The sequence below is a fragment of the Aminobacter sp. Y103A genome, from assembly GCF_030294925.1.
In the GTDB taxonomy this organism is placed as follows: domain Bacteria; phylum Pseudomonadota; class Alphaproteobacteria; order Rhizobiales; family Rhizobiaceae; genus Aminobacter; species Aminobacter ciceronei.
Window position 1 is genome coordinate 1,176,590 of the sequence record NZ_AP017986.1, and the last position, 20,871, is coordinate 1,197,460.

Genomic DNA, 20,871 nt, shown 5'->3' on the forward strand with positions numbered 1-20,871 from the left:
GGGCTGGTTGATCTTGAGGGACAAGGCAATCTCCGCCTGGGGCTTCCCAGCCGCACGGCGCAGCTCGCCGTTCGACCTCCGTCCTTTAACTCTTCGAAACGTGCGTCGACACGCTCCCGACGCTCCTCGGGGAGGGCTGCGATCACGTCATCAAGCCTGCGTTCCATCACTTCCTCTCCTTCTTGTTCGCCGGCCCGGCGGAGATGCCCTTGATGGCATTTGTCCAATGGCGTGTTGATTGGTGGCCCGGAAAGGGAAGTCGCATCTGGCCATTGCCATCGCCCGGGCGCTCATCCGCGACAGCAGGCGCGGCTACTTCGACGGAACAACGACCGCACTGCTCGATCCTCTCACGCATCATTGCGAGATCATCGAAATCGGACATGAATCCTGGCGCTCCAAGAACCGCACCTGATCACCACATGGCCCAAGACGATCCGCGCCCGCCGGGCTTCGCAACCCGGACCAGCTCCGCCCGGCGAGCGCTAAACGCGATGCGCTGCCGCCAATTTTTACTGGGATATTCGCTGCGGCCAAGCAAGAGGGACATTTTCTCAAAAAAAAAGCAAAACTGGGCTCATTATCGATGTAGCACCGCCAAAAGTGCTCTACTGGGTGCATTTGCAGAGCGCGATTGACGAGTATCTGGGAGGGTTTTGCGCCGAGCTGGAACGGTCCGTGCAGTCCAAAATGCGTTCATAGGAAATATGATCACTTGGCGAAAACGGCTGTTTGACCCGGATCTTTCTTTCAGTGGCTGAGCGGAGTGAGATTGGTCGATGTCTGCATCGTCATGGGTGTTGCAATCAACGATGCCCAAAATGGCGAGCAGCATCTGGCGGTCAAAGCCCTCAAGGGATTTGGCGGCCGAATCCTTGCGGTGGTCGACGACTTAGACAGGGATACTTATCGCCCGTCCATGCCGCTTCGCTGGTGTGATCTGCATCTTTGCTTCCAGAAGAAGGGCAGGGACACGCCCAAGTGCGAAGTCGACCTCGTTACAGCGATTGAAGGTGGCTGAGACGCACGATCGCGAAAACTATCGGAAAGGAACAAAGTCATGACTGAAGAATCACCGGCGAAATGACCAACGGCAACGTGTTTGCGGATTTGGGCTTTGACAATTCCGAAGAGGAATTGCGGAAAGCCAAGCTCGCCCGCGAGATCCGCGCCGTCATTAACCGTCGGCGCCTCAATCAAGCCCAAACGGCTCGGTTGCTCGCTATGATGAAACAGCTCGACATATCTGCCATAGTCACGGGGCGAACAGCAAAGCCCGGTGCGCTGCCTCGATCGACGCGCTTATAAGGTTGGCGCGCCACAAGCCGCGCAAATCGGCACGGACGGCCGAAGCAGCCTAATCATTGGCGCGAGCGTGAGGTCCAGCTCTCGACAAGATCGGCTTCCTCGGAGATTTCCATCTCCTCGTCCTCCTGGCCTCTTTCGGTGGATACGAGGGTCATGAGTGCCGAACCGCCCTTGCGCCCAGTTTCCTCCCAGGAAGCGGTCGTCGCTTCGTAGCGGCACGGATGACCTTATCCGGACGACGATGGCTCTTCCGATTCTTAAGTCCAAATGCTCTCTGGCGTGAGGATCTCGAACGGAACAATCCGCTGTTCGATTAGCCGCGTGTCCGTGCGTTCGATCATGCGCAGCATCACATTGATGAGTTCTTCAGGCATCCTGTCGACGGGATGACACAAGGAAGCCGTAATCAAGCCATCGCTCAATCCCTTGCGTGTCTCGGGCCCGATGTCGCGGCAGACGAGCCGGATTTTGCACTGCTGCTCCACAGCGAGTTCGCGCATAGCACGCAGGACGCCGGAAATGCCGCCGCCATTGACGAAGATGCCCCTGAGCTCGGGCTCCTCCGCTACCAGCCTACGAACGATTGCATAGGCGTTCTTCGGCGCCTCATGGGTCAGGAGCGTTTCGCTGACGTGGAACTCGGGCGCGTGCTCGCGCATGTAGGAGCGAAAGCTCGCATCCGAGATGTCTTGGAACTGATAACGGTTGCCGCCTATGAGAGGAAAGACCTTACCGGGCCGACCGGACGTCTGGCTGATAAACCATGCGGCGGTGCGGCCGGCCTTCCAGTTGTCGGTTCCCACAAAGCCGGCCCGGCTGGCGGCGGACAGGTCGGTCACGTAGGCGATCACCGGAACGCCCTTGACGCGCAACTCGTCAATCGCCTGGCCGACGAGCGGGTGATCGGCCGAGATCACAGCGATTGCATCGGCACTTTCGCCTATCTTGAGCAGATTGGCAGCGACCGCTTCTGGGGAAGGGTCGTCCTCGAAGAGCACGTCTGGCTTAATAACCGCATCTGTGCGTCGCGCGCAGGCACCGAGAAGCGCCTCGGCCCAAATCTGACAGAGCGGCCGGTGCGATTGCTGCAGGAGAAAGCTCAAGTGCCGATGCGGGAGATTGTCCCGCCTGCGTTCGTGCAGCGGCCCCGAACTGTGGAAGCCGATCTGCTGCGCTGCGCTTGAGATGAGGTCGGCCGTCTGCGGTCGCAGTGAGCCAGTTCCGTGCAAGAGCCTATTGACCGTAGAAACACTTACGCCCGCGGCTTTCGCCAGATCCGCGATCGTTGGCCTGTTCATTCGCCGCCTCCCATATGCAATTCGTGAATGACGTCTTCCAAGTGCAAATGCCATGTCACCGGCGAAAGAGGCGTAGGTCTCCGGATTCTTCGAGGGAGGCCTGACATATTGCACGAATCTCCGCGCAGCCTGACGCCCAATCGGAGCCCGGTTTTTTCCGATGGCGCCACCCGCGCCGCGGCTGTGCGATCCGAAGCCGCGTCGCGCGCTGCAACGCGAAGGCGCCAATCTGTGTGACATCAATGGGCGCTGCTTTCTGGACCTCAATCAATACTTTCGCCATTCTGATTCATTGGCGGGCTTTGCCCCGGCGCTTGATGCGGTCGCGCGTATCCTTCATGACGGCAGCCGCCTTTCAATTCGACGGCACATGAGTCGACCTTGCTGGGCTGCCTGCTCGATTGTCTTCCGGCGGTCGAGCAGATCCATTTCGTCAATCGACACTGAGGCTGTGATGATCGCCATCAAGGCGGCGCGCGCATTCACTGAACGCACGAGCATTGCCAGATCGAAGGCGCTATCAGGAATCCTTTGATTGGCCCGAGGCGGGGCCAGGGGAGGGATATCCGCAACATCGCGTCGCCGCAGGCGTCTGCGCCCGTGCCAGCTCACGCAGGCGCTGGCATCGATTGCCGATGAGGTCGTCATTCTTCGTTCAATGATGCCAGTGTGCGGCCATGCTGGTGATGGACTGCATGGACGACCCTCCACATAAGGGCAGGCTCGGGCATCAACTGCCTCTCGTCGAAACCACAACCTCCCCCTTTTTTCTTGGCAGTACGCTCCACGATCAAATCCGACCGGGATCAAGGATAACAACCGCAGCCTGCTCGCCGTGGTGCTGAACTCCCCCACGAAACAGCACCATGCGAACGGCGAAGATCATCAAAGTCGATGGTATGGAACAGCCCTTCGAAACGGCATCGAAGGCGCGTACCTGGTCGTGCTGAACATCACAAAGAGAAGGAAACGATCTATGGAACAGATTGCCACCGTCAGCCTGGATCTTGGCGCTCACGTCATTTCATGGGCGGTCACGGGTGCCTCTTTGCAGGATCGGAATTGCTCCCATCCTGCTGCGCGAAGATTACACTCGACGCAAGTACCGCAACCGAAACCCCAGCTATGTCTATGCTCGCGGTCTCCGCTATAGCAGGTGTGGCTTCCTTCGCAGATGAGCTTCACCAGCGCCTCGCCGCCCAGCCAATCCGCCAGCGCCCAGGTCTGCGCCTTGTCACACTGCGTGAGGGGTGTGTGAATGACGAAACGCGTTTCCATTCCAAGGTTCAGGGCAAGTTGCATCGCCTTAACTGCGTCATCTCGACAATCCGGGTAGCTGAAACGATCCGTCTCGGACACGCCGATTACGAGGTGATTCGCGCCCATCCGGTAAGCTATCGCGGCCGCAAAGCCGAGGAACAGAAGGTTGCGGCCAGGCACGAAGGTATTTGTTATGCCGTTCGCGTTCAGTGCGATCTCGACGTCGCGCGTGAGCGCGGTATCACTGATTTGACCGAGTACGGCCATGTCAATCATGTGGTCCTCGCCCAGTCGACCACGCCAGGCCGGAAAGTCTGTTCGAATGCGCTCGATCAGGTAAGGCCGCACATCGAGCTCGATCCGATGCCGCTGCCCATAGTCGAAGCCGATTGTCTCGACGCGCTCGAAGTTCTCCAGCGCCCAAGCCAGGCAGGTTGTCGAATCCTGGCCGCCGGAGAAAAGGACGAGTGCGGTTCCCGGATCTCGTTGCATCGGGTCAACCCTCGTATTCAGCCCAGCACAGCGGTGTCTCATAGACTGTTACCGAGCACATTTGGCCAAGAAGCGGCTTGGTTTGGTTCCAGATCCAGACCGCAATGTTTTCCGCGGTCGGATTGTCGAGACCTTCAATCTCATTCAGATACTGATGGTCGAGACGTTGCAGAAGCGGTCCGAACACAGCCTCGACATCGAAGAAATCGATGACAAAGCCCGTGTCGGGATCGACGGGCCCTTCCAAACGCAGTTCCACACGGTATGAGTGGCCATGCATGCGGTGACAGCGATGGGTCTTTGGCACGCGCGGAAGACAGTGCGCTGCCTCGAAGGTGAAAGCTTGCGTAATTTTCATGGGATCCCGAGAAACTTGTGGGTTTGAAGGCTCAAGCGCCAACGTGGGTTGGCAAGACAATAGGCCACCGCGGCGGCCGTATTCGCCTCGCGCTCGGGCCCATCCATCGGCTGAAGCAAAAGGTGCTCAAACGCGAGAACTTCGAAATGTTCGGGCTCCGCGCCAATCTGAGGATATACAAGCTTTAGCTCGTCCCCTGCCATGACCACGAGGCGTGCATTGCATTTCGGACTGACGCACAGCCAGTCGATGCCGGCGGGTGTGGGGATGGTACCATTGGTCTCCACGGCAATTTCAAACGCCAAGGAATGCAGCGCTTCCAGGAGTTCTTCATCGATCTGGAGGAGGGGTTCTCCTCCGGTGAGCACGACGAGACGCTGCCCAGTTCCCGACCCGCGCCAGGCTTGTTCGATCGCCAACGCAAGCTGCCGTGCGGTGTCAAAATGTCCGCCACCGGGGCCATCTACCCCAACGAAATCGGTGTCGCAGAATCCGCAGAATGCTTTTGCCCGGTCGTCTTCACGTCCCGACCAAAGGTTACAGCCGGCGAAACGACAAAATACGGCGGCCCGCCCGGCTTTTCGTCCTTCACCTTGAAGGGTGTAGAAGATTTCCTTGACCGCATATGACATTGCTCAAGCGGCCTTCGAGTGAGCAAGGGAGCATCTCTGCTGGCTTACGAGACGCGGCAAAAGGTGAGGAATGCCATGTGGCATGTTGTGCAGCTTGTTCCACCGTCGAGGCTCGTTGCCGAAAACCCACTCGCTCGAACTCCACGCAGAATTAGGTTTCAGCGGGTGGAGACTGCGGGGAAGGGCCTCTCGCTCCTCGAAGCCTATCACCAAAAGAAACGCCTCGATCACGCCGCTCATCGCGATGATGCCTTGACGAGGACGAGGCGTGAGAATCCTGGTGTCTCCTCGAAAGCCTGCCTCACGGCACGGAAAAACTCGCTCATCAGCCGTAAACCGCGCTCCAGGATGAGGCGGTCGAGCGATGAGAAGGCCGTGTGCGGCGGCAGGGCGCCGAGAAAATCCGCCATGTCCTGATCAGTGATCTGAAGGGCTTCATCGATGGTCTTGCCGACGATGAATTCGGTAAACGCCGAGGAAGCGGTTATGGCCGAGCCGCGGCCGAAGGTCTGGAACGTTGCGGCAGTAATCGTCTCGGTCTTGGGGTCGAAACCCATTATCAATTTAAGCCCGTCGCCGCAGGCGACGGCGCCGACCTCGCCGGCCGCATTGGGGGTGTCCAAAGCGCCGACATTGTGCGGGTTGATGAAATAGAGCTTGTCGCTGAAGAGGTAGACGTTGTCGGTATTATCCCGCACGGCGCCGATCCTTGTCGTGGTGGCGGCTAGCCAAAAGACTTGCCGCAGGCGCATTTGTCCCGTGCATTGGGATTGTCGAAGACAAAGCCCGAGGACTCCAGGTCAGTGACGAAGTCAACGGTCATGCCGGCGAGATGGGGCTGGGAGCTTGCGTCGACGAACACCTTGACCCCGTCCGTCTCCATGATGGCATCGCCCTCCCGCGAGACGCTTTCCAGATCCATCAGGTATTTGAGGCCGGCGCAGCCGCCCCCCTCGACCTTGATGCGAAAGCCTTCCGCCGGTTCGTCGGCGCGGGAAAGCGCGGCCTTGACGGCGGCGACGGCGCTTTCAGTGAGTGTGATCATGGGACTATTTTCTAGCTGATGCGTTCGCAAGCCACGCTGCACAGAGCGTGCCAGAGAGGAAGATTGGATTAAAACACCGGGTTAGCGGATTTGGCGCCCTGTCTCACATCCAACAATTGTCGGATGTCGGACCGAGTGAAACCTTGCGTACAAAAAGCGGAATCGGACAAATCGCCAGTGTCGTCGCCTGAGCCAGCGTTTTCGATCACATGAATGTGGGCCGGTGAAGGGTGGGGACTCTTAGTCGTGCTGCGCTCCAAAAGCCGCGCCGTCGTCACCACACAGTACCTTGGCGAACACCGGGGTTGTCGATACCGCTTCGATCGCGCCTTCTCGAAGCAGGCGCCGTCTGCATCAGATCGGGGTGCCGAACACCACTCGCGTGCTCGGCCCGTGGCCTGCGGTGCGGAAGCCACCTCGCGAGGGGCCGACTGAGGCATTGTATATGGCGTGAAGCGAGAAGGTGGGCCAACGTGCCGCCCAGGAGACAGCGCAATCACCGGCACGGCGGCCACGGCCACAATTAGAGGCCGCGGTCAGTTCCAGTTCTGCCGCCAATTCGCGGTCCGGCTCTTCCGCGCCTCAAACGAAACCTGAGCAAGCACCGGTCTCGCCGTCACATCGAAGTGAGAAATCGCCATCTGCCACAGCTACTCGTCGGCAAGGCTGCCGTCACAGCCGACGTAGAGCAATACAAGCATCGTGGTTGCAGTCATGCTGGAAAAACCCGTACGGTTGTGTCGGTCGCGCTCGCCAACAACGCCGCCGATAGCGTTGCCGCAAGGCGGGTACTGACTGTCACGCTATCGCTATCCAATGCGTTGCAACAGATTCGTCAAACAAGTTTACAGACTCTTTGCGAACGCAAGTCGCTGACCATGATACGTTCGCTTAAGGCAGAGATTGGCCGCAGCTAATCGTCGAAATCAATGGTTTGGAGTGCGTAAACATAGAACCTGCAGTGTTGATCGCGAGCCGCATACAGAGAGGCCATTTAATGGATATCGACATTTTCGAAGCTTACGAGTCTAACGTTCGTCGCTATGGACGATCGTTTCCAACAGTCTTTACAAAGTCGCTTGGGGCGACAATCTGGGACGAGGCCGGCAAGCCCTATATTGATTTCCTTGTAGGTTCCGGCGCGCTCAACTACGGTCATAACAATCAAGATATTATGGCACCGGCAATTAAATATCTCGTCGATCAAAATATCGTCTTGTCGCTTGACATGTATACAACTGCAAAGCGTGATTTCATCGAAGTGTTCGTCGATTCGATCCTGCAGCCCCGGGGCCTTTCTTACAAGATACAGTTTCCTGGGCCGACCGGGACGAACGCTAACGAAGCGGCGTTGGCGCTGGCGCGAAAATATACCGGCCGCTCGAGTGTCATGGCCTTCACAAATTCGTACCATGGCATGTCGCTCGGCTCCTTGGCGGTGTCTCGGTCCGGAGGCCGCAGCCGGCGTCGGTATGGCGGAGTTGCTGCCGATCGCGCAAGCTCGGCAGAATCTTCGGGGTGCGGCTACCGCCGCACGTCGGGTCATCGATATCGGGCGTCCCTGGCTGAAGTTCCTTGGCTGGTGGCGTGAGCCAACTGTCATATCGTCGTATCAGGCGCAACTCGACCGGTATGTGGCCTGGATGCGCGACGAACGCGGATTGACATCGTCAACTGTGGAGCAATGGGGGCGCATAGCCGGCAGATTCTTGCTGTGGTGCGAACAGTCGGACCACCAGCTCAAGGATTTGAAGGCAGAAGACATCGACAACTATATAGCGACCCAAGGGGCCGGACGCTGGGGTCGTGTCTCGATTGCACACACCGTCTCTGCCTTGCGCGGATTTCTTCGATATGCGGCAAAGGAGGCTTGGTGCTCAGACCGCCTGGCGACGTCAATGTCGCGGCCTCGGCTTTATCAGCAAGAATCTCTGCCATACGCCCCCGATTGGTCCGACGTCCAAAAGATGTTGGCTGATGTCGATACTGACCGGCCCCGCGACATCCGAGACCGCGCGATCCTAATGTTGCTGGCGGTGTATGGTATGCGGCGCGGCGAAGTAGCCGCATTGCGGCTCGACCAAATCGACTGGGCGGAGCGAACGCTTCGGCTGTTCCGCTTAAAGCGCCGACAAGCCCAGATCTATCCACTGGTGCCTTCTGTTGCTGAAGCATTGGCACGCTACGTGGATACGGTTCGCCCGCCGTCGTCGTGTCAAGAAGTTTTCCTTCGGATGAAGGCGCCTCGACAGCCCTTGGAAGCTACCAGCATTTATAGCGTCGCCAATCGGCGATTTGTCGCGCTCGGTATTCAAGCGGCGCATCGCGGCGCGCACGCGTTGCGCCATGCCTGTGCAGTTCGCTTGCTCGCCGAGGGGCTGACCATCAAAGAGATCGGCGACCATCTTGGACACCGCAGCACTGCGGCAACAAGTGTCTACGCAAAGGTGAACATGGCAGCTCTTCGCGAAGTCGGCGCCTTCGATTTGGGAGACGTCCTATGAAGCTGATCGACGTCATCGATGCTTACCTGGCCCGGCAACGATCACTGGGCATGCGCTTCGAGTCTGCCGGACGCTTGCTCCATCGCTTCGGGCGAGCAGTCGGCGATCGACTGATCCGCGAGGTAACCCCAGAATCGGTCCTAGATTTCCTCAATGGAGACAAGGGGCCGACGGCAACGTGGGCACTTAAACACAGTGTGCTGAGTGGCCTGTTTAGGTTCGAAATAAGCCGTGGATATGTGGATCGCTCGCCTCTGCCGACAGTTCTGCCGCACCTGCCGCCGCCGCAAACGCCGTACGTATATTCGACCGAGGAAGTGCGCCGATTACTGGAGGCAACGTCGACTTTGCGAACGGGCTACAGCCAGCATGTACCCGCGATGTACCGTACAATGATTCTGCTCCTCTACGGAACCGGCATGCGGATCGGCGAGGCCCTGCGCTTGACCTTGCAGGATGTCGACCTAGTCGAGGAGGTCATCACCATCCACTGCACCAAATTCTTCAAGACTCGCCTGGTTCCAATTGGACCGAAGCTGTCTGGAGAGCTGGCCGCGCATCTCGATCGTCGTGGCTTACTACCAATGCCGCAGGGGAGAGCGGCACCGCTGTTCGCGTCGCGCGGCATTCGAGGATGGACTTATCAGAGTGTCGTCACCATGTTGCAACATGTCCGCCGGGCCGCCGGTATCGAACGCCCGATCGGCGAACCGCGTCCACCACGTATCCATGATCTTCGCCACACAGCGGCCGTCCACCGTGTCGTCGCATGGTATCATTCCGGCCAGGACGTTCAACGATTGCTTCCGCAACTTGCAACCTTCCTTGGTCACATCGACATCCGATCGACGCAACGTTATCTGCAAATGACGCCGGAACTCCTGGAGGCGGCCAGCCAACGCTTCGCCCAGTATGCGATGGAGGGCAGCCATGAAGAATGAGATGCTCCTCGGACCATGGGTGCGGCGGTTCCTCCTCGAACACCTGGTGGCGGAACGGAACCTGTCCCGAAACACTCAGGCCAGCTACCGCGACACCCTAATGCTCTTGCTTCCGTTCGCCAGCAATCACGCGGCGCGCGCGATCGATCGAATGTCGGTTGACGATCTGACACCGTCAATCATTCGTCAGTTCCTTGATCACTTGGAACGCGATCGAAAGTGCAGCGGAGTCACTCGAAACCAGAGGCTGGCAACCATACGCTCATTGGCAAGGTTCATTGGCATGCGCTCGCCGGTCCACATCGCGTGGTCCGGCGAAGTACGAGCGATGCCGTTCAAGAAGACCGCCAAGGCCATGATCGGATATCTTGAGAAGCAGGAGATGGACGCGCTCTTGGCACAACCGGACCGTCGTACGCCTCTCGGCAATCGCGATTACGCTTTGCTTCTGTTCTTGTACAACAGCGGTGCCCGTGCCGATGAAGCGGCGAAGTTGATCGTCGACAATCTGCAACTGGGCCGGCAATCATCGGTGCGACTACACGGCAAGGGCAACAAGTTCCGAGCATGTCCGTTGTGGCCAGCCACTGAAACGACACTGTCGAGGCTCGTCGAGGGACGTAGCAAACGCGATCCGGTCTTTTTGAACCGGCTCAACATGCCGTTGACGCGGTTCGGGATCCACGGAGTCGTGACCCACTACGCCAAACTGGCGAGCAAAAGAGTGCCGTCGATAGAAACAAAGCGTGTTAGTCCCCACACGATCCGGCATACAACTGCAGTCCACCTGCTGCGCGCTGGCGTCGATATCAACACAATCCGTGCTTGGCTTGGCCATGTGTCTCTCGACACGACGCATATTTACGCTGAAGTCGATATGGAAATGAAGGCGAAGGCGCTTGCTCGGGTCGACATCTCTGACCAACAAGCCACTGTCCCTCAGTGCTCGCTGCCATCCCTGATGGCTTTCCTGAAGGCTCTATAGCGGACGCTGAGTTGAAACTTATGTTGCGGTTAAGGCCGGGGGAATGAAACCGGCCACCGTTACATATGGCTGGCCGCAACATAACCGCTGAATCCGTCGGCCTGGAGGGTGCCAGCAAATCCGGCGAGCTCGCTCATCACGCTCTCGCCGGCGCGGCCCATGGTGGCGCGATACCAGGCGATCGGCGGCTCCTTCGAACCCGAGTTGCGGTCGTCGGCGACGTAGACCCAGAGCGCGCCCTTGTGCGTCTTGCCAGTGCCGGGCGCCAGGATCGGAAGCCGCGTGTCGTCGGTGTGAATCTTGCTGCGGGTACGGCCGATCTCACGGATGCGGTTGTAGATCGGATCGAGCAAGGCGGCGGCGTAGCCGGCGCTGCGCGCAAGCGTGGAACGCTCGATATCGACGCCCTTGGCGGCCATCATCTTGGCCTGACGGTAGAACGGCAGATGATAACCCCACTTCGCCATCATGATATGGGCGAGCGCGGCATAGCTGAGCTTGCCGCGTGCAATGGCCTTAGCTGGTGCCGGCGCCTGGATGATTTTATCGCAGGTCCGGCAGCTGTACTTGGGTCGAACGGTCTCCATCACCTGCCAGGCTTGGGCGACCAGATCGAGCATCTCGTCGCTATCTTCGCCCATGGCGCGCAGATCGCCGCCGCAGCCCGGGCAGCATGCGCAAGACGGCTCGCGAACAATGCGCTTGCGCGGCAGGTTGGGGTTGAGCTTGCGCACCGGCAACACCCGGACCTTGTCGGTGTCAGCGACGATGGGCGGCTCGATATCGGGCACGCCGGCAGCTACATCGGTCTCGAGATCTTCGAGCTCGAGCAGCATCTGGCCCAGCTTCTCGGACGAGCGGCCGAAGGTTTTGCGGTTGAAGCGATCGATCTGCAGTTGCAGGCGCTGGATGCGAAGCGCGGCCTCGGCGCGCTCTCTTCGCAACTGCTCATCGCGTTCGGCGATGGTGGTGTCACGGGCAGAAACGGCCGCCTCCAGAAGCGCGATCCGGGCGAAGAAATCAGCGGTTGAGGGAGCTTGTTCCGACACCCAAATTACATACCCGAAAGACCTCTGTTACGAAAGTAAAATCGGCACAAAATCAATAAGAAACGACCGAATTTAGCCGGCCAGACGCGGTCCATAAATCTTGTTCGGCCGGCGCCAGTCGATCCCGTCCAGAAGCAGCGAAAGCTGTGCCTTAGTGAGCGACACGGTCACCTGATCCTTGGTGGTCGGCCAGGCCAAACAACCATCGGAAAGCCGTTTTGTAAAAAGGCAGAACCCCTGGTCGTCATGCGCCAAAATCTTGATGATATGACCCTTGCGTCCACGGAAGCAGAAGATCGCGCCGGTGAACGGTTAGGTGGCGCGCCACCTAACCGCATTTATGCATCGGGTGAGATTTTGTGGCGGAGCCGTCCTGGCGCCAGCCGGGGTCTGCCAAATCTGGAATCCTCCGCCACATAATATTTCATGCCTCTCTGACGGACGCGGGATCCCCCTGCGCCGCAATGCTGGAGGGGCAATATGCTCGACTTCTATTTTTCGTATCGTGGGGTACTCAAGCGCCTGCGTAGCGGTGCGCTCGGCGGCGAGATGGATCGCTTCGCGGAGCATTTTTTCAAGCTCGGTTACAAGCGAGCGTCCGCCAAGATTTACCTGACCCGGATTGCGCGCTTTAGCCAGTTTGCTGGCACGCACTGCGTTCCGATGCCGATCCATCAAGATGTCGTCGACAGCTATTTGCGCACGTTTACTACGGATACTCCGCGCATTGGGGCAGTGTCGGCGCTGGGCCACGCAAAGCGAGTGGCTCCGGAGCGGTTCATTATTTCTTTTCCAAGTGAAGTGGATGATCCGGATGCTCCGCTTCTGGCCGACTTTTCGGACTATCTGCATAGGGTACGGGGGCTGGAGACTAAGACCCGCGAAGGCGTTCTTCTGGGCGGCCGCCGCTTTCTGGATTGGTTCCGCCATCACCATCTCGGCCAGGACCTCGAGGCGTTGACGGCTGAGCAGGTCCTTTCTGCTGTCGAGCATCGGCTGTCACTATCGGCGAGCTCCAGCAGCCGCACGGCAGCGACTTCGCACATTCGAACATTTCTTCGGTTCTTGTATTGGGCTGCCCACCATCGCCAAGATCTCGCCCGCGTTGTCCCAAGGACGCCCTCTTGGCGCTTGGCACATTTGCCGCCGCGCCTTGCATGGGATGACGTTCGGCAGGCGATCGATGCGATCGGCGCAACGACGCCGATCGACATCCGCGATCGAGCCGTCCTGCTGCTGCTAGCCACTACGGGCATTCGCAACGGCGAGTTACGCGCCATTCGGCTGAAGGATGTCGACTGGCGTACTGGCGAGGTTTTTGTCCGGCGCACCAAGGGCAAGCGTGATCGGGTGGTGCCCCTCCTCGAGGAGACCGGCGCCGCACTCTCCGATTATATCCTGCGCGCTCGACCGAAGGTGGATAGTCCGTATCTGTTCCTGTCCTTCGCACCGCCGCTGGGGCAGTTTAAGTGCGCGTCGCCTGTTTCGAGGATCGTGCGCAAGCGGTTGCGGCATGGCGGGGTCGAACTCGGGCGGGTCGCAGGTGCGCATCTCCTGCGCCACAGCCTTGCCACCCAGCTCGTCAGGCAGCGAAGACCAATCAACGAGGTCGCCGATCTTCTTGGCCACAGGAGCATCAACACAACGGCGCTGTATGTGAAGGTTGCGGCCTCGCAACTCGCCGAGGTCGCACTCCCCTTTCCGGGAGGCGCGGCATGACCGCCTTTACCCGATTCCTCGGCGAGAAGGCCGAGCGTTACATCGAACTGCGCCACTCGCTCGGCTACTCTTTCAGCAAACAAGCTGCCACGTTGCGGGCTTTCGTCCGCTACGTTGAACGCGCTCAGTTCGATGCGCCCGCCACCCGGACGATGGCGCTGGACTTCGTCCTGTCGTTCGGCGGCGCCGCCAACAGCCGCACCACTCGTCACGGCGTGCTCCGCCGCTTCTACGAGTATCTCGCCGTCTATGACGCCCAAACGGAGACCTTGGAGCGTAGAGTCTTTCCCAGATCCAGGGCCATTCCGCCGCCGCGGATCCTCAGCGAGTCAGAGTTGGCGTCGCTCATCGAAGCATGTGCACGCATTTCGCCCCGCATCCCTCTCAGGGGGCTGACGATGGCAACGCTGATCGGATTGTTGGCAAGCTCGGGACTGCGATCTGGCGAAGTGGTCAGGCTTGATCGTTCCGACGTCGATCTGACCAGCGGGGTGCTTCTGGTTCGGAAGACGAAGTTCCGCAAGGACCGTCTCGTTCCAGTTCACACGACGACCCAGGCTGCCCTTCGCCACTACGCCCGTGAGCGTGACGCCGCTTTTCCCACGCCCAAGGACCAGGGCTTCTTCCTCAGCTCTCGTGGCAACCGCCTCTCAGCGACCGGCCTGCAAAACGGTTTTGCCGAGGTCCGCAAGCTCGCCGGCCTTGATGGCGGTAAGCCCTTAAGGCCGCACGATCTCAGGCACCGGTTCGCCGTGACCCGCCTCAGCTTCTGGCATCAACAGCGTGCAGACGTTCAGGCGTTGCTCCCGTTGCTCGCCACATATCTCGGCCACGCCAGCTACAGCGATACAGCTTACTACCTCACTGGTTCGGCGGATCTTCTCGCCATTGCGGCGGACCGCGCTTTCCTCGATGGAGGTGCAGCATGAGCGAACATCTGCTCCTGGCGCCGCTCCTGGAATCCTACTTTCGCCGGCGCTTGACCAAGCAGCGCAACGCCACTCCCGCGACTGTCGCGAGCTATCGCGACGCCTTGCGCATGCTGATCCTCTTTGCCGCCGCCAGGTTGCGGAAGAGGCCGGCGGCGTTGGTGCTCGAAGATCTCGATCGAGACCTCGTTCTCGCCTTTCTCGACGAACTCGAGGAGAAGCGGAACAACACCGTCGCCACGCGCAATGCCCGACTAGCTGCGATACGATCTTTCTTCCACCATGTGGCAGCGGCCGACCCGGCGTCCTTTGGTGTCGCGCAACGCGTGCTGACGATCCCCACAAAACGGGCGCACATTGAGGTGACGCGCCACCTCACCAACGCAGAAGTGGACGCAATCATTGCGGCGCCCGATCAGAGGACGCCCCGCGATCGGCGCGACCGCGCGTTTCTGCTGTTCCTGGCGCGGACCGGCGCTCGGGTCTCCGAAGCCATCAGTGTCAATGCTGACGACCTTCAGTTGGAACGCCCGCGTTCGCAGGTGCTGTTGCACGGTAAGGGGCGCAGAGATCGCGTCATCCCCGTTCCTCAGGATCTGGCGAGAGCGCTGGCGGCCTTGCTGCGCGAACGCGGAATCGCCAACCACGAACCACGAGCGATCTTTGTCGGCGCCCACAATGAGCGCCTGACGCGCTTCGGGGCGACCCACATCGTACGACGAGCGGCGGCCAAGGCAGTGGCCATAAGGCCGGACTTGGCCGAAAAGCCCATATCGCCACACATCTTCCGGCACTCCCTCGCCATGAAGCTTCTCCGGTCCGGCGTGGATCTTTTGACGATTCAAGCCTGGCTCGGGCACGCACAGGTCGCCACCACCCACCGCTATGCCGCCGCGGATGTCGAGATGATGCGCAACGGACTCGAAAAGGCGGGCATCGAGGGCAATTGCGGGCCGCGCTTCCGGCCCACCGATGCCGTTCTGCAACTGCTGAACAGCATCTAAGCTAAAATATTATGTGGCGGAGGATTCCAGATTTGGCAGACCCTCGGCTGGCGCCAGGACGGCTCCGCCACAAAATCTCACCCGATGCATAAGTGCGGGTCGAGCGCGAGGACCTGCTGCACCATCCGCGCCAGGCTGTCGATTCCGCGGCGCATATCGGTCGCGCCGCAGCACAAGTAAATCCGGTCGGTCGGCACCACCGTGATCACCTGGTCAACTCCGCCAGGACGATGCGCAGCGCATTCGGATCGACGGTCCCGTCGATCCGCAATCGCGCACCGCTCGGAAAGGCCACGACGATCCTGCCGGCCGGGTCCGGGCAATCGGCGACGGGCCGTTCGACACCGGGCAGATCGCTCACCTCGATGCGCGCGAAGGTCGCCATCGCCTGATCGGCATCGAGCTCGCCGCCGCCCATCTGCTTGCGCCAGGCATAGAGCTGTGACGGCGCTACGCCGAACGCCTGCGCGACCTCGGTCACCGACGACCCCGCCGCGCTCGCCAGGTCGACCAACGCGCGCTTCTCTGTGCAACTCCACAGCCGCCGTTGCCGCGCGCGCCCAATCCCTGTGGCACGGTCTTCCGCCGCCGCGGCATCGCTTAACTCGGCGACCAAATCGCCCCTTGCATGTTCCAATGTCATGGCGCGAAAGCTCCATGTTCATCGGCCTATTGCAAGGTGCCTTGGTGCATCGCTTACCCTTCAACAGCGACGCGGCAATCGCTTCCAGTGTCGGATGACCTTCAATCAACTCGCGGATCCGTGCCGCATAGGTGCGTCGCGTGGTCGGCCCTACCTTAAGGCCGAAGCCGCGCAGAATGCCCCGGATGCTCATCTCGATGTCGTGTAGCTTGCCCTGAATGAGCTTGCGGGCGGTCAGCAGGGCACGCACCTCCTGGGCCGGAAGGATTTGCAGTGGACAGGTCTGAACCAGCCAAGCCGCATCAACTGCGCAATGCCCCGCGCATCCTTCTTGTCGGTCTTCACCGGCATCGTCTTGAAGGCGGTCCGCACGTGACGCGTCTCGATCAGTTCGACCAAAATACCCACCGTCGTCATCCCGGCATAGAGCCACTCCGACAACGGGCCGGCTTCGAGACCGATCCGCTCCATCGCGACGCCGTGCTCGCAAAACCAGGCGATCAGCGCATCTGGCTCGCTGAGCACCTTTGCTTCACGTACGATGCGGCCATCCGCATCCACCACGCACACACTCGAGTATTCCAATGATACGTCGATGCCGGCATACTGTTTCATGGTCGTCTCTCCGTGATGCTATGGAGCAGGCCACTCCTGACTCCGCGACACCATCATTGTGAGGGACGACCACCAGCCTTTCAAATCTGGCTGGCTGGGCATCGCCCGTTACACCATCTAGGGTCCAGCGGGCGCGGCCCGGCTGTCGGACTGGAACAGGCGGTGGCCACCATAGGGCTTCTTCCTTGCCCGTCAGCGTTGCCGGATTGTATGATGAACGGGAAGGTGGTGCTGCGCCGCCGCATGCAACCGAAGACGATTGTGAGCTTCGCCTCGAAGCTTGCGCCTGCACAGTTACAATAAAAGCCTGCTGTGGCGTGCATTATCTGGGTCGGCTTATGGCGACTAGGGACATGAGGTCCGGCCAACCGGCTGACCAGCGCTACAAGAGCGCCTACCTGTTCGGCGCCATCTGCACGGCACGTGGTACCGGGGCGGCTCTCGCACTGCCGTTTGCCGATACTGAAGCCATGCAACTCCATATCAACGAGATCAGTCGCCATGTCGAAAAGGGCGCCCATGCCGTACTCGTCATGGATCGTGCCGGATAGCACACCACCGCAAACCTCAGGGTACCTGACAACATCCGCAGCTAGGTATCGGCGCATGCAAAACAGGATGATTGAGTCAAGCGGCGTCTCTTGAACATCACAACCCTCCGAAATTCGTCGAGACCTCCGCGCCACACCACCAGCAAACGCGGCAACAGAACAAAGTTTACAAAAACTTTACGACCCAGATCGCTGACAATGGGTATGTTCACCCAAGTCTGAGGTCACGCACGGCTAACAAAAGCCGATGCCGATTTTCGCTCGGACGGCACAGACGCAACGTCGGGGTTAACAGTCATGGAAAGAAGAGCGCTCATACTGGTTGAAGGTCATAGGGGTAGTGGTGTGCTGTACGTCCAAGCGGCTCAGCGACTTGGTTTTCATCCAATTACTCTGTCGGCCGATCCAGCTCGGTACGACTATCTTGCGGCGGAAGGAATTGAGACAATCCGGGTCGATACAGACAATCTCGATGCGTTGATCCGCGAATGTTCCCGGTTAGGAGCGACCCATGACATTGTTGGCATTACTGGCTTTTCGGGCGACGACGAGTCGGTCTATGTGACAGTTGGCAAGCTCTGCCGGCATTTCGATCTACCGGGACCGAACCCCGCATCGATTGAACAATGCTGCGACAAATTCACTCAACGTCAGCTCCTTGCGGAGGCCGGCGTTCCAGTACCTGCTTTTCGCGTTGCGGCGAATGCGACAGTCGTGGAACGTTCTGCCGTTGAGATCGGGCTGCCGGTGATTCTTAAGCCAGCAGTAGGCAGCGGCAGCATCGGTGTCCGATTGTGCCGCAACGCAGACGAGTTGGTCGAGCATACAACCTATCTGTTGGCCGGGAAGCACATATGGCGGTCTTCACCAAGGATACTGGTCGAAGAATTCGCACAAGGCCCCAGTTATTGGGCCGACATTATGGGAGATCAGATCATTGGAATTGGCACCGGTGACTGCGGCCCTCCGCCGCATTTCGTCTGTCGTGAGTGCACCATTCCGGCCCCGCTGACTGATGACGAGCATGAGCGTATCGCCGAAATTTCCATGAGCTGTTTGCGAGCTCTCGGGCTTGGCTGGGGGCCAACGGGCATTGAATTCCGGTGGACGAAATGTGGCCCAGTCGTCATTGAAGTCAATCCGCGGCTTCACGGCACGCCTACTCCCCAACTGATTCATCTGGCTTACGGCGTCGATCTCATTACCCAGCACATCAAGCTTGTCATCGGCGACGAATGGGATTTGCGCAGAAGGCATTCGCAGACTGCGGCGGCGCGGTTCCTGATTGCTGATCGCGATGGCATCCTCGATTGGATCGATGGCGGCAGTCGGGCGGCGGCTGTACCAGGTGTCACCGAGGTTAAATTTTATATTGAACCCAAGACGCCGATCGTCAGGCAAGGCGATTACCGAGATTGGATCGGACATGTCATCGCTGCTTCATCCAGTCATGCTCAGACGAAAGCGATACTTCAGCGCGCCGTCGATTTGGTCGATTGGTCGATCACACCCTTTCCGAGTACTGGCGCACCGGAAGGTTCTGAAATTCTGATAGGGACTGAGACGGGGCAGTCGCACTTTTGTTCAGGTAGTTAGGCAGGTCGAAGGTCGAAGATGCACATCCTCTCGCAACCTTCGCCCGTTGAATTGATGTTGCACTGGCAGTTCACCAAAATGCACGGTCTACATAACTAGCTCATTATCATTGACCGGCGCGACGGGACCAAGCATTTCTGATTACGTGTGATCTGGCGCGCCGATTTGGTCGTAAGATCACAATGCTGCGCTCGAATCTCGCATTTGCGATGGGGTGTGCGGCGCGGCAATCAACGTGAGAGCGCGTATTGCCTCACCGAGGAGTGCTCCCGAGCAACTCTGCCGTTGCCTCACCTGGATGTTCCCCGTGGTCGCGACCCGTCACTCCGTCACTGCCTGGAAGGCCGTTGCTGACGAAGTTGTGCCGAACACCATCTCATGAGCCTTTTCCTTTCGCCATATTTTGACGCGACGTTGCAGTGTGCGCAGAAGGAGACTGGGATATTTCTCCGGGTATTCCGACTGCAGCCGCGCCAGCAATTCCCGGCTCGTTTGCCACGGCCCTTCTTCAAACCAGCCACGCAGCTCGTGGGTGACCCCTGCAAATGGATTAGGACGCCGCCGTTCCCGCTTCTGTTTTGGTTTTGGCTTTGCAGTAGGTCGTATTTCGCCCTCCCTCCATGCGGTTCGCAAGCCTGAAAGGAACTCATCGAGCGCCGGCTCGGACACCGCGGAATCTGATGTAGGCAATCGATCCGCTGAGGCCACAAGGCGCTGTTGTGCGGTTCGCATGTCGCTCAGCAGTCTGACAGGATCCAACTGCGCAGCCACCTGCGCCAGCTTCGCGCGAACGGACGCCGGTGTCTGCGGATTTCCCATCAGCCGCTGGCAGGGTGTTGCCGGAAGGTGATAGCGTTTGCGCACCCTGGCGCCGTCACGCTCTTTTTCCGCCAGCTTGAACGAGGGCTGGAAGAAGTTCACGAACAGCCGAACTGTCGAATAGAGCTGTGCAAGGGCAGCAGCGGCTTCAAGCCCCTCCAACCGACGATACCCGACAATGCGCCGCACCACGGCGCCGTTCTTTTGTTCGACGAACGCCTGATCGTTTTTGCGGTAAGGACGGCAGCGGGTGAACTCGATGCCGGCATCCAGACAGTAATCGCGTATCGTCTCGTTCAGGAACACGCTGTCATTGTCCGTGTCGAATCCGAGAAGCTGGAATGGCAGGAGCCGCCGCAATTCTGTCAGCACTTCGCTCAACAGCTTCTGTTCACGCACCAGCAAGGGCGCGCATTCCGTCCATCCGCTCGCGATGTCGGTAAGACAAAGCGTTTGTATGAAGCTTCCACGCGCCGTCGGTCCGCTGTGCGCCACCAGGTCGACCTCTACGAAGCCAGGCGGAGGATCCTGCCAGTCGGAGAAGGTTCGGATCGGAACGCTGCGCCGGAGCGCGGTGGGCGCTGTGCTGCGACGACGTCTCGGCCCACCAGCGATGTCTCGAACCTCGCGAATAGCGCGATCGATCGTGGCCGCGCTCATCGCTAATAACCGGGTGCGGATCTCTGCTGTTAGATGAAGATGCCCATGACGCTCCATCGCCTCCACCAGAATCGGAATCAAGGTCTTCAGACGCTTGCCGCAGATACGGTCCGAAGCCTCCCAGAGCACGATCAACGCTTCACGAACGGCATCATCGTAAATACGACGTTCGGGTCGAGGTCCCGAACGAGCCGCCGGCGAACCTTTGCGAAGCAGCCGCATTGCATGCTTGCGGTGAAAGCCACTCACGGCAACAAACTCATCGAGAATCCGCACCTTTTCGGCACGGCCGCCCCCAATATAGCGCTGCCTTACCGCACCCACCAATTCATCGCGAGTTGCCATGCTTACACCGCCGCGGACCTAATTATTTCAGGCGGCTGCCGTGGCTCGGTCGACCTCGAAGGGTGCCTCGCGGCGGAACCGGATGCGGGAAAACTGCACGTCCGGGTCTGTGAGGGGT

The 20,871-nt window shown here is 59.5% G+C and carries 23 protein-coding genes and 3 pseudogenes; 12 read left to right on the forward strand and 14 right to left on the reverse strand.

What is annotated here, in order from left to right:
- Window positions 1–328: 328 nt before the first annotated feature.
- The 3 genes and pseudogenes from Amn_RS05705 to Amn_RS05715 form a co-directional block, all read left to right on the forward strand.
- A pseudogene (locus Amn_RS05705) lies at window positions 329–415 on the forward strand (ATP-binding protein); the annotation flags it as partial.
- Between the two features lie 357 nt (window positions 416–772).
- Complete coding sequence (locus Amn_RS05710) at window positions 773–1,021, forward strand: type II toxin-antitoxin system RelE/ParE family toxin (RefSeq protein ID WP_286295113.1); 249 nt, start codon at window positions 773–775, stop codon at window positions 1,019–1,021.
- 62 nt (window positions 1,022–1,083) lie between these two features.
- Window positions 1,084–1,308, forward strand: a complete 225-nt coding sequence (locus Amn_RS05715) for an XRE family transcriptional regulator (protein WP_244673005.1) — start codon at window positions 1,084–1,086, stop codon at window positions 1,306–1,308.
- Window positions 1,309–1,565: 257 nt separating this feature from the next.
- Here the strand turns inward: Amn_RS05715 and Amn_RS05720 are convergent, their stop codons facing one another.
- The 8 genes from Amn_RS05720 to Amn_RS05755 all read right to left on the reverse strand — a co-directional run bounded on the left by Amn_RS05720 (window position 1,566) and on the right by Amn_RS05755 (window position 6,393).
- Complete coding sequence (locus tag Amn_RS05720; RefSeq protein ID WP_286295114.1) at window positions 1,566–2,606, reverse strand: LacI family DNA-binding transcriptional regulator; 1,041 nt, start codon at window positions 2,604–2,606, stop codon at window positions 1,566–1,568.
- A 336-nt stretch (window positions 2,607–2,942) separates the two neighbouring features.
- Window positions 2,943–3,254, reverse strand: coding sequence for a hypothetical protein (locus Amn_RS05725; protein ID WP_286295116.1), 312 nt, complete (start codon window positions 3,252–3,254; stop codon window positions 2,943–2,945).
- 142 nt (window positions 3,255–3,396) lie between these two features.
- Window positions 3,397–3,624: a hypothetical protein gene (locus Amn_RS05730; RefSeq protein WP_202324307.1), complete on the reverse strand. Its 228-nt coding sequence runs from the start codon at window positions 3,622–3,624 to the stop codon at window positions 3,397–3,399.
- Window positions 3,621–4,358 carry a 7-cyano-7-deazaguanine synthase QueC gene (gene queC, locus Amn_RS05735; protein WP_202296260.1) on the reverse strand — a complete coding sequence of 246 codons (738 nt, stop codon included), beginning with the start codon at window positions 4,356–4,358 and terminating at the stop codon, window positions 3,621–3,623. Before queC ends, Amn_RS05730 begins: the two co-directional genes overlap by 4 nt.
- 4 nt (window positions 4,359–4,362) lie before the next feature.
- A complete protein-coding gene (gene queD, locus Amn_RS05740; protein ID WP_064987130.1) occupies window positions 4,363–4,716 on the reverse strand; it encodes a 6-carboxytetrahydropterin synthase QueD in 354 nt (117 codons plus the stop codon).
- Window positions 4,713–5,348, reverse strand: a complete 636-nt coding sequence (queE, locus tag Amn_RS05745) for a 7-carboxy-7-deazaguanine synthase (protein WP_202296258.1) — start codon at window positions 5,346–5,348, stop codon at window positions 4,713–4,715. The genes queD and queE overlap by 4 nt, the downstream gene beginning before the upstream one ends.
- 236 nt (window positions 5,349–5,584) lie before the next feature.
- Window positions 5,585–6,046 (reverse strand): iron-sulfur cluster assembly scaffold protein, encoded by a 462-nt coding sequence (locus tag Amn_RS05750; protein WP_286295119.1) that lies wholly within the window; start codon window positions 6,044–6,046, stop codon window positions 5,585–5,587.
- Between the two features lie 26 nt (window positions 6,047–6,072).
- Complete coding sequence (locus Amn_RS05755) at window positions 6,073–6,393, reverse strand: HesB/IscA family protein (protein WP_286295120.1); 321 nt, start codon at window positions 6,391–6,393, stop codon at window positions 6,073–6,075.
- Between the two features lie 997 nt (window positions 6,394–7,390).
- On the opposite strand from Amn_RS05755, the gene Amn_RS05760 reads away from it, so the two are divergent.
- From Amn_RS05760 to Amn_RS05775, 4 genes are read left to right on the forward strand one after another with little or no spacing between them, the layout of a single operon-like run.
- Entirely contained in the window at window positions 7,391–7,984 is a 594-nt protein-coding gene (locus tag Amn_RS05760; protein ID WP_502874751.1) for an aminotransferase class III-fold pyridoxal phosphate-dependent enzyme, read from the forward strand.
- Complete coding sequence (locus Amn_RS05765) at window positions 7,866–8,897, forward strand: tyrosine-type recombinase/integrase (RefSeq protein ID WP_286295122.1); 1,032 nt, start codon at window positions 7,866–7,868, stop codon at window positions 8,895–8,897. The genes Amn_RS05760 and Amn_RS05765 overlap by 119 nt, the downstream gene beginning before the upstream one ends.
- A complete protein-coding gene (locus Amn_RS05770; protein WP_286295123.1) occupies window positions 8,894–9,838 on the forward strand; it encodes a tyrosine-type recombinase/integrase in 945 nt (314 codons plus the stop codon). The genes Amn_RS05765 and Amn_RS05770 overlap by 4 nt, the downstream gene beginning before the upstream one ends.
- Entirely contained in the window at window positions 9,828–10,823 is a 996-nt protein-coding gene (locus tag Amn_RS05775; protein WP_286295124.1) for a tyrosine-type recombinase/integrase, read from the forward strand. The genes Amn_RS05770 and Amn_RS05775 overlap by 11 nt, the downstream gene beginning before the upstream one ends.
- Before the next feature lie 59 nt (window positions 10,824–10,882).
- Here Amn_RS05775 and tnpC read toward each other — a convergent pair whose 3' ends face one another.
- Both tnpC and tnpB (Amn_RS32585) read right to left on the reverse strand, forming a co-directional pair.
- A complete protein-coding gene (gene tnpC, locus Amn_RS05780) occupies window positions 10,883–11,872 on the reverse strand; it encodes an IS66 family transposase (protein ID WP_286295125.1) in 990 nt (329 codons plus the stop codon).
- A gap of 72 nt (window positions 11,873–11,944) precedes the next feature.
- The gene (tnpB, locus tag Amn_RS32585) at window positions 11,945–12,127 is read right to left on the reverse strand and encodes an IS66 family insertion sequence element accessory protein TnpB (RefSeq protein ID WP_353622416.1); all 183 of its coding nucleotides are present in this window, start codon (window positions 12,125–12,127) and stop codon (window positions 11,945–11,947) included.
- 225 nt (window positions 12,128–12,352) lie between these two features.
- Between tnpB (Amn_RS32585) and Amn_RS05785 the strand changes: the two genes are divergently transcribed.
- Genes Amn_RS05785 through Amn_RS05795 form a run of 3 tightly spaced genes read left to right on the forward strand, consistent with a single transcriptional unit; the run spans window position 12,353 to window position 15,524 of the window.
- A complete protein-coding gene (locus tag Amn_RS05785; protein WP_286295126.1) occupies window positions 12,353–13,591 on the forward strand; it encodes a site-specific integrase in 1,239 nt (412 codons plus the stop codon).
- Complete coding sequence (locus tag Amn_RS05790) at window positions 13,588–14,520, forward strand: tyrosine-type recombinase/integrase (protein WP_286295127.1); 933 nt, start codon at window positions 13,588–13,590, stop codon at window positions 14,518–14,520. The genes Amn_RS05785 and Amn_RS05790 overlap by 4 nt, the downstream gene beginning before the upstream one ends.
- Window positions 14,517–15,524 (forward strand): tyrosine-type recombinase/integrase, encoded by a 1,008-nt coding sequence (locus tag Amn_RS05795; protein WP_286295128.1) that lies wholly within the window; start codon window positions 14,517–14,519, stop codon window positions 15,522–15,524. The genes Amn_RS05790 and Amn_RS05795 overlap by 4 nt, the downstream gene beginning before the upstream one ends.
- Before the next feature lie 77 nt (window positions 15,525–15,601).
- Here the strand turns inward: Amn_RS05795 and tnpB (Amn_RS05800) are convergent, their stop codons facing one another.
- The 3 genes and pseudogenes from tnpB (Amn_RS05800) to Amn_RS05810 all read right to left on the reverse strand — a co-directional run.
- Complete coding sequence (gene tnpB, locus Amn_RS05800; protein WP_202296174.1) at window positions 15,602–15,733, reverse strand: IS66 family insertion sequence element accessory protein TnpB; 132 nt, start codon at window positions 15,731–15,733, stop codon at window positions 15,602–15,604.
- A complete protein-coding gene (gene tnpA / locus Amn_RS05805; protein WP_202296172.1) occupies window positions 15,730–16,167 on the reverse strand; it encodes an IS66-like element accessory protein TnpA in 438 nt (145 codons plus the stop codon). The genes tnpB (Amn_RS05800) and tnpA overlap by 4 nt, the downstream gene beginning before the upstream one ends.
- A 58-nt stretch (window positions 16,168–16,225) precedes the next feature.
- A pseudogene (locus Amn_RS05810) lies at window positions 16,226–16,782 on the reverse strand (IS110 family transposase); the annotation flags it as partial.
- 332 nt (window positions 16,783–17,114) lie between these two features.
- Here Amn_RS05810 and Amn_RS05815 point away from each other — a divergent pair.
- Together Amn_RS05815 and Amn_RS05820 are read left to right on the forward strand one after the other, a co-directional pair.
- Window positions 17,115–17,330: pseudogene (locus Amn_RS05815) on the forward strand (IS630 family transposase); the annotation flags it as partial.
- A gap of 300 nt (window positions 17,331–17,630) precedes the next feature.
- Complete coding sequence (locus Amn_RS05820; RefSeq protein WP_286295129.1) at window positions 17,631–18,929, forward strand: ATP-grasp domain-containing protein; 1,299 nt, start codon at window positions 17,631–17,633, stop codon at window positions 18,927–18,929.
- Window positions 18,930–19,250: 321 nt separating this feature from the next.
- Here Amn_RS05820 and Amn_RS05825 read toward each other — a convergent pair whose 3' ends face one another.
- Window positions 19,251–20,753: a transposase gene (locus Amn_RS05825; RefSeq protein WP_286295130.1), complete on the reverse strand. Its 1,503-nt coding sequence runs from the start codon at window positions 20,751–20,753 to the stop codon at window positions 19,251–19,253.
- Window positions 20,754–20,871: the final 118 nt, after the last annotated feature.